This window comes from Parvibaculum sp., assembly GCF_049672805.1.
Taxonomy (GTDB): domain Bacteria; phylum Pseudomonadota; class Alphaproteobacteria; order Parvibaculales; family Parvibaculaceae; genus Parvibaculum.
The window spans coordinates 1-6,904 of sequence record NZ_JBATWS010000335.1 but is presented as its reverse complement, the minus strand read 5'-3'; the positions used below and the strand labels follow the sequence as shown (position 1 = coordinate 6,904).

General features: G+C 60.9%; 5 protein-coding genes and 2 pseudogenes. 4 read left to right on the top strand and 3 right to left on the bottom strand.

Features of this window, described 5'->3' with window-relative positions; translation table 11 throughout:
• The 3 genes and pseudogenes from sucA to lpdA form a co-directional block, all read left to right on the top strand.
• Positions 1-538 (top strand): annotated as a pseudogene (sucA, locus tag WBF74_RS10660) (2-oxoglutarate dehydrogenase E1 component); the annotation flags it as partial.
• 44 nt (positions 539-582) lie between these two features.
• Positions 583-1,827, top strand: a complete 1,245-nt coding sequence (gene odhB, locus WBF74_RS10655; protein ID WP_424439337.1) for a 2-oxoglutarate dehydrogenase complex dihydrolipoyllysine-residue succinyltransferase — start codon at positions 583-585, stop codon at positions 1,825-1,827.
• Positions 1,828-1,836: 9 nt separating this feature from the next.
• Positions 1,837-3,228, top strand: coding sequence for a dihydrolipoyl dehydrogenase (lpdA, locus tag WBF74_RS10650; protein ID WP_424439334.1), 1,392 nt, complete (start codon positions 1,837-1,839; stop codon positions 3,226-3,228).
• Positions 3,229-3,322: 94 nt separating this feature from the next.
• Here the strand turns inward: lpdA and WBF74_RS10645 are convergent, their stop codons facing one another.
• Genes WBF74_RS10645 through fsa form a run of 3 tightly spaced genes read right to left on the bottom strand, consistent with a single transcriptional unit; the run spans position 3,323 to position 6,292 of the window.
• On the bottom strand, positions 3,323-4,807 hold the full coding sequence (locus tag WBF74_RS10645; RefSeq protein WP_424439331.1) for a tyrosine-type recombinase/integrase: 1,485 nt from the start codon (positions 4,805-4,807) through the stop codon (positions 3,323-3,325).
• Positions 4,808-4,842: 35 nt separating this feature from the next.
• Positions 4,843-5,583, bottom strand: a complete 741-nt coding sequence (locus WBF74_RS10640) for a DUF484 family protein (RefSeq protein WP_424439328.1) — start codon at positions 5,581-5,583, stop codon at positions 4,843-4,845.
• Between the two features lie 52 nt (positions 5,584-5,635).
• On the bottom strand, positions 5,636-6,292 hold the full coding sequence (fsa, locus tag WBF74_RS10635; protein WP_424439325.1) for a fructose-6-phosphate aldolase: 657 nt from the start codon (positions 6,290-6,292) through the stop codon (positions 5,636-5,638).
• Between the two features lie 263 nt (positions 6,293-6,555).
• Here fsa and WBF74_RS10630 point away from each other — a divergent pair.
• Positions 6,556-6,904: pseudogene (locus WBF74_RS10630) on the top strand (primosomal protein N'); the annotation flags it as partial.

Sequence of the window (6,904 nt, the reverse complement as noted above, 5' to 3'; positions counted from 1 at the left end):
GTTCCGCAAGCCGCTGGTTCTCATGACGCCGAAATCGCTGCTGCGTCACAAGCGCTGCGTGTCGAAGCTGAGCGAGTTCGGGCCGGGTTCCTCGTTCCACCGCGTGTTGTGGGATGATGCGGAAATTCTGCCTGACCAGAAGATCAAGCTGGTGCCGGACAAGGAGATCAAGCGGGTCGTGCTCTGCTCGGGCAAGGTCTATTACGATCTCTATGAAGAGCGTGAGCGGCGCGGTATCAACGACATCTATCTCATGCGTGTGGAGCAGCTCTATCCGTTCCCGGCAAAGTCGCTGATGACGGAGCTGGCGTGCTTCCCCGATGCGGAGTTCGTGTGGTGCCAGGAAGAGCCGAAGAATATGGGCGCCTGGTTCTTCATGGAGCCGAATATTGAATGGGTTCTCGACCATCTGGGCACGCGCTATCGGCGCGCCTCCTATGTCGGTCGCTCGGCCTCGGCTGCAACAGCGGCGGGCCTCATAAGCAAACATAATCAGGAACTCAACCAGTTTCTCTCCGAGGCGCTCAGGATCGACTGATCCTGACGCCGGAGAGACAAGAGACCGGAAAGGCGGCAAAGCAGATGGCAACGGAAATTCGCGTGCCCACGCTCGGCGAGTCGGTGACCGAGGCGACGGTCGCCCAGTGGTACAAGAAGCCAGGTGACAGGGTAGAGGCTGACGAGCCGCTTGTGGAACTGGAAACGGACAAGGTAACGGTCGAAGTTCCGGCACCTTCCGCCGGTGTTCTCGCTGAAATCCTTGTGAACGCCGGCGAGACGGTGGAAGTGGGCGCGTTGCTCGGTCAGCTTGGCGAAGGCAAGGGCGCGGCCCCTGCCCCGAAAAAGGAAGAGCCGAAAAAGGCAGAGGCCAGGGCCGAGGTGAAAAAGGAAGAGCAGAAGAAGCAGGAAGCGGGTCCTGCCAAGCCTGCTGATGCGACACCTTCTCCCGCCGTGCGCCGCGTGGCTGCCGAAAATGATCTCGATGTCTCCACCATTGAAGGCACGGGCAAGGGTGGCCGCGTGACCAAGGCGGATGCAGAAGAAGCAGCCGCGTCGAAGGGCGCTGCGAAACCTGCCGTCTCAGCCGCGCCCGCAGAAATCCGCGCACCCGCGCCTGCCGATCAGAGCGCACGTGAAGAGCGTGTGCGGATGACGCGTCTGCGCAAGACCATCGCAACGCGCCTTAAGGATGCGCAGAACACGGCTGCCATGCTCACCACCTTCAATGAGGTGGATATGACGAATGTCATGGCGCTGCGCTCGCAATACAAGGACCTCTTCGAGAGGAAGCATGGCGTGCGCATCGGCTTCATGAGTTTCTTCGTGAAGGCGTGCATTCATGCGCTGCGCGAAATCCCCGCCGTGAATGCGGAGATTGATGGCGACGATCTCGTTTACAAGAACTACTACAATATCGGCGTTGCGGTCGGCACTGATCGCGGGCTTGTCGTGCCGGTGGTACGCGATGCGCAGGATCTGTCGCTCGCGGGCATCGAAAAGGCGATCAATGATCTGGGACGTCGCGCGCGCGATGGTGCCCTGAAGCTTGAGGATTTGCAGGGCGGCACCTTCACCATCTCCAATGGCGGTGTCTATGGCTCGCTCATGTCCACGCCGATCCTGAATGCGCCGCAGTCGGGCATTCTCGGCATGCACAAGATTCAGGATCGTCCGGTCGTCATTGACGGCAAGATCGAAATCCGCCCGATGATGTATCTCGCGCTCTCCTATGATCATCGCATTGTCGATGGCAAGGAAGCTGTGACCTTCCTTGTGCGCGTGAAGGATGTTCTGGAAGACCCGCAGCGTCTGCTGCTCGACCTTTGAGGTGATGTGATGGCGGATGCTTTCGACCTTGTGGTGATCGGTGCAGGCCCCGGCGGCTATGAATGCGCGATCAAGGCGGCCCAGCTCGGCCTCAGCGTGGCTGTTGTCGAGAAACGCAACGCGCTGGGCGGTACCTGCCTCAATGTCGGTTGCATCCCCTCCAAGGCGCTGCTTCATGCCTCCGAGCTTTTCCATGAAGCGGGAACGAGCTTCGCGGGCATGGGCATCGATGTCCCGGCGCCGAAGCTCAATCTGAAGCAGCTTCTCGCTTTCAAGGATGAAGCGATTGACGGCAACACCAAGGGCATCGAGTTCCTCTTCAAGAAGAACAAGATCGAATGGGTGAAGGGAGAGGGCAGCATCACCGCACCGGGAAAGGTGTCTGCCGCAGGCCGCACGCTTGAAGCAAGGAACATCGTCATCGCTACGGGTTCCGATGTGGCGCAGCTTCCGGGCGTGGAGATTGACGAGAAGGTGGTTGTGTCCTCCACCGGCGCGCTGTCGCTCGGCAAGGTGCCGGGCAAGCTGCTCGTTGTCGGCGGTGGCGTGATCGGGCTTGAGCTTGGCTCCGTCTGGGGCCGCCTCGGCGCGGAAGTCACGGTCGTCGAATATCTCGACAACATCCTGCCGGGCATGGATGGCGAGGTGGTGAAGAACTTCACACGCATCCTCAAGAAGCAGGGCTTCACCTTCAAGACCGGCAGCAAGGTCACGAAAGTCGAGAAGCAGAAGTCGGGCGTCAAGGTCACGATCGAGCCTGCCAAGGGGGGCGATGCGCAGACGCTCGATGCTGATGTGGTGCTGGTTGCGATCGGTCGTGTCGCCTACACGGCAGGACTTGGTCTCGACAAGGTTGGCGTGAAAACAGACGCACGCGGCCGCGTGGAAGTCGATGCCTCCTACAAGACGAATGTCGATGGCATCTATGCCATTGGCGATGTGATTGCCGGTCCGATGCTCGCCCACAAGGCGATGGAAGAAGGCGTCGCACTTGCCGAGCGGCTGGCGGGTCACTACGGCGCAGTCAATTACGATGTCATTCCGGGTGTCGTCTATACGTCGCCGGAAGTGGCAAGCGTCGGCAAGACCGAAGAGCAGCTCAAGGAAGCGGGCATCGAGTATAATTCCGGCAAGTTCCCTTTCACGGCCAATGGCCGCGCCAAGGCGAACAAGACAACGGATGGTTTCGTCAAGATTCTCGCCGACAAGAAGACGGATCGTATTCTCGGCGTTCACATCATCGGTGTGGGCGCGGGCGAGATGATCGCGCAGGCCGTGGCCGCGATGGAGCTTTCCTCGAGCTCGGAAGATATTGCGCGCATGTGCATCGCCCATCCGACCATGTCGGAAGCGATCAAGGAAGCGGCGCTCTCGGTCACGGGTGTGCCGATCCATATGTGAGGCGGGTTGAAGACCTGTCCTTCTCGCTACCCTCAAAACAATCTCGTCATGGCCGGGGCAAGCCCGGCCATGACGATGTAGAGAAGCGACTTTTTCAAACAGGCTTCAGCGGCATCGCTTCGCCTTCGGGCGGCACGACGCGGATCGTGTCATTCGGTCTTACTTCGCCGCTCTTCACGACCACGCCCATAATGCCCGCCTTGCGGATGAGATTGCCTTCCGCGTCACGGTCGAGCACCGCTTTCATCAAGCCGGGCTGAAGTCCGTCAAGCTGTGTGCAGGGATTGCGCAGCCCCGTCACTTTCACCACCGCGTTTGCGCCGATGTGAAGCTTGGTGCCGGTGGGGAGTGCGAGAAGATCAATTCCCCGCGTGGTCACATTCTCTCCCATCTCTCCGGGCACGATGGTAAAGCCCTTCTCCTTCAGCTCATCCAGCAATTCGGCATGGATCAGATGCACCTGCCGCAGATTGGGCTGGCTTGGATCCGCGGCGACACGGGAGCGGTGCTTGACGGTCACGCCCATATGCGCGTCGCCTTCCACGCCAAGCCCTTCAAGCAGCATGATGCGGCCGGTATTTTCCTTCCTCATCGTATGCGCCGGATTAAGGCTGACGGCCACGACCCAGCCGCGCTTTTGTTGCGCCATGTCATAGACCTCCAGCAGGCGGGCCGTGTTCACTTCCGTGTACATCTGCGTGGTTGAAAGGCTCGCATGGCCAAGTAGTTCCTGTATCGCCCGAAGGTCGCCGCCGCCTGCGAGAAGATGCGTCGCAAAACTGTGGCGCAGCGCATGGGGGCTTGCCTTCTCCGGCAGGCCAAGCCGCAGGCGAAGGCGGATCATCACCTCGCGTATCTGCCGCTGATCGAGCCTCTTGCCGCGCACGCCCACAAAGAGCGGATCATCGGGACCGAGACCATGCGGGCAGAGAGCGAGATATTTCTCCACGGCCTCCCGCGCGGCGGGAAGCACTGGCACGATGCGCTCCTTGTTGCCCTTGCCGATGATGCGCAGCGTTTCGCCGAGCGGTGCTGCCTTGCGGTTGAGCGACAAGGCTTCCGACACGCGAAGCCCGCAGCCATAGAGAAGCGTCAACACGGCTGCATCGCGCAGCGCAATCCAGGCAGGCTCCTTCTGCGGGTCGTCGGCGGGGCTTTCTGAAACTCTCGCGCCGCTCGCCGCATTGAGAAGCGTCTTTGCTTCCTTCTCCGTCAGCGGCTTTGGAAGGGCGTGAGGCAGCTTCGGAGAGCGCAGCGCGGTGACGGCCGCGTTTGAAACGATCTTCGCGCGGTCGAGATAGCGGAAGAAGGAGCGCACGCTTGATTGCGTTCTTGCGATGGAGCGGCTTTGCAGCCCGTCGCGGCGGCGATGACTGATAAAGGCACGGAAGTCGCGCAGCTCAAGTTTTGCGAGATCATTGATGCTCGCCGTGCCGCCCAGATGGTCCACGAGGAACTCGAAGAAGCGCATGATGTCGCGGTGATAATTGATGAGCGTTGCCTCGCTCATCCGCCGCTCGCTCATAAGGTGGCTGTACCAGTCGCGGATCTGCTGCTGTGCATCTGCCGCGGCAGGCACCGCCCTTGCGGCCTCGTCAGGGGAAGGCGCGCCGCTCAGGGCGCCGGCGGCAGGTCGAGCCATTGGCGCACACAGCGCTGCACGACATGGGCGAGGAATTCGAGCAGGTCCACCGCCTGATCGGGGTGGAACTGTTCCGGCTCGAAACCGCCAAGCGCGAGAAGGCCGGGCGGCGAGCCGGGCGATACTTCAAGACGCACCAGCGCTTCGGAATGAACTTCCTCTGCCAGATGGCCGTAAAGACCGCGGCTGCCGCGCACATGGGCGCTCAGGCGACATTTCTCACCCATGCCGAGAATGCGATCCACGCCACCCGGCTCCAGCACGCGCACACCGCGAATGCCGATGCCGGAAACGCCATTGGCGGTTTCCATGCAGATGGTCGCGGCGCGAATACCGAGCATGCGGGCAAGGCCATTCGGCGAGGTGATGTATTCGATCAGATGTTCGAAGGAGCGCGCGTCGAGAAGCTTGAGCGTCGCGGCATGAACCTGCTCGCGCGCAACGCTGTTCAGCGAGGTCGCCTCGATGAGTTCGGACTGGATGTCGCGCAACATCTTCACCTGGTTCTGCAACCGGCCAATCATGAAGTGCTGCATGTCGAGCACGTTGCGCCCGGTCGATTGCGAGGGCGGTACGATGGACGCGAGAAGGTCCGCATCATTGGCAAGAAGTTCGGGATGCAGGCGCAGATAGGCCTTCACCTCCTCGGCGGAGAGGGTGGTACCGGGCTGGTCAACGCGCCGTGCTTCGGTGCTGTCATTGTGCTGGCTCATGGCAGCAGCATCCCCCGAAATGTGTTTCCAAACTCTTTGTGAAGCCGACGCTTCAGAGAATTTTCTGGCCCGTTTTCTGCCAATCAGCAAGGAAGGCTTCCAGCCCCTTGTCTGTCAGCGGATGGGAGGCAAGGCCCTTCAGAACGGCAGGCGGCACGGTGGCAACATCGGAGCCCGCAAGCGCTGCTTCCTTCACATGGTTCGCATTGCGAATCGAGGCGGCGAGAATCTCCGTCTCGAGTTCGGGATAGTTGTCATAGATTTCCCTGATCTCGCGGATCAGTTCCATGCCGTCGAGAGTGATGTCGTCGAGGCGGCCGATAAAGGGCGAGACGAAAGTGGCGCCCGCCTTCGCGGCGAGCAGCGCCTGGTTCGCGGAGAAGCAGAGCGTCACGTTTACCATTGTGCCTTCGCCGGTCAGCACCTTGCAGGTCTTGAGCCCGTCCCAGGTGAGCGGCACCTTCACCGCGATATTGGGAGCGAGGCTTGCGAGCTTGCGGCCCTCGGCGATCATGGTGGGCGAATCGAGCGCGGTCACTTCCGCGCTGACCGGACCTTCCACTACCTCGCAGATTTCTTTCACGACCTCGAGGAAATTGCGGCCCGACTTTGCGATGAGCGACGGGTTGGTTGTCACGCCATCGAGAAGGCCGGTTTCGGCGAGTTCACGAATATCGGCAATATCGGCTGTATCGACGAAGAATTTCATGTTGTTGTCTTTTCGATCGGTCGTGGGTGCGGCTGAGTTTCCGCTTTGTCCAAGTCTAGTCGAGAGCAGCGCCCAACGTCTCCCTCTTTTGCCGGGCTTGTTGTCGTTCTGCAAGATGCGGTCGTTGCTCTTGCTTTACGAGGCGTTACGGTGTCGCTTCGAGCCGGTATGAAGCAGGGCGCGTTTTGCCCTCAATCCGCCCGGCATTATCCTTACCGAAACATATGGCATCCGAAATATCCACAGAGCGGCCAGAAGGTCATGTGCTTCAGAGCGAAGTGGTGAGCGTGCTCATCCCTCTCGCCCTGCCGAAGCCCTATGACTACACGGTGCCGGCCGGCATGGCGGTGCGTGCGGGTGATTATGTTGTCGTGCCGCTCGGCGCGCAGGAGCTGATCGGCGTTGTCTGGGGCGAAGGCTCGGGCGAGGTCGGGCATAACAGGTTAAAGCCTCTGATCGAGGTGCTGGATACGCCCCCCATGCCCGAAGTGCTGCGCCGCTTCGTGGACTGGATTGCGGGATACACAGTCTCGCCCGCAGGTTCGGTGCTGCGCCTTGCCATTCGTGCGCCGGGCGCGCTGGAGCCTGCGCGGATGCGCACGGCCTATGTGC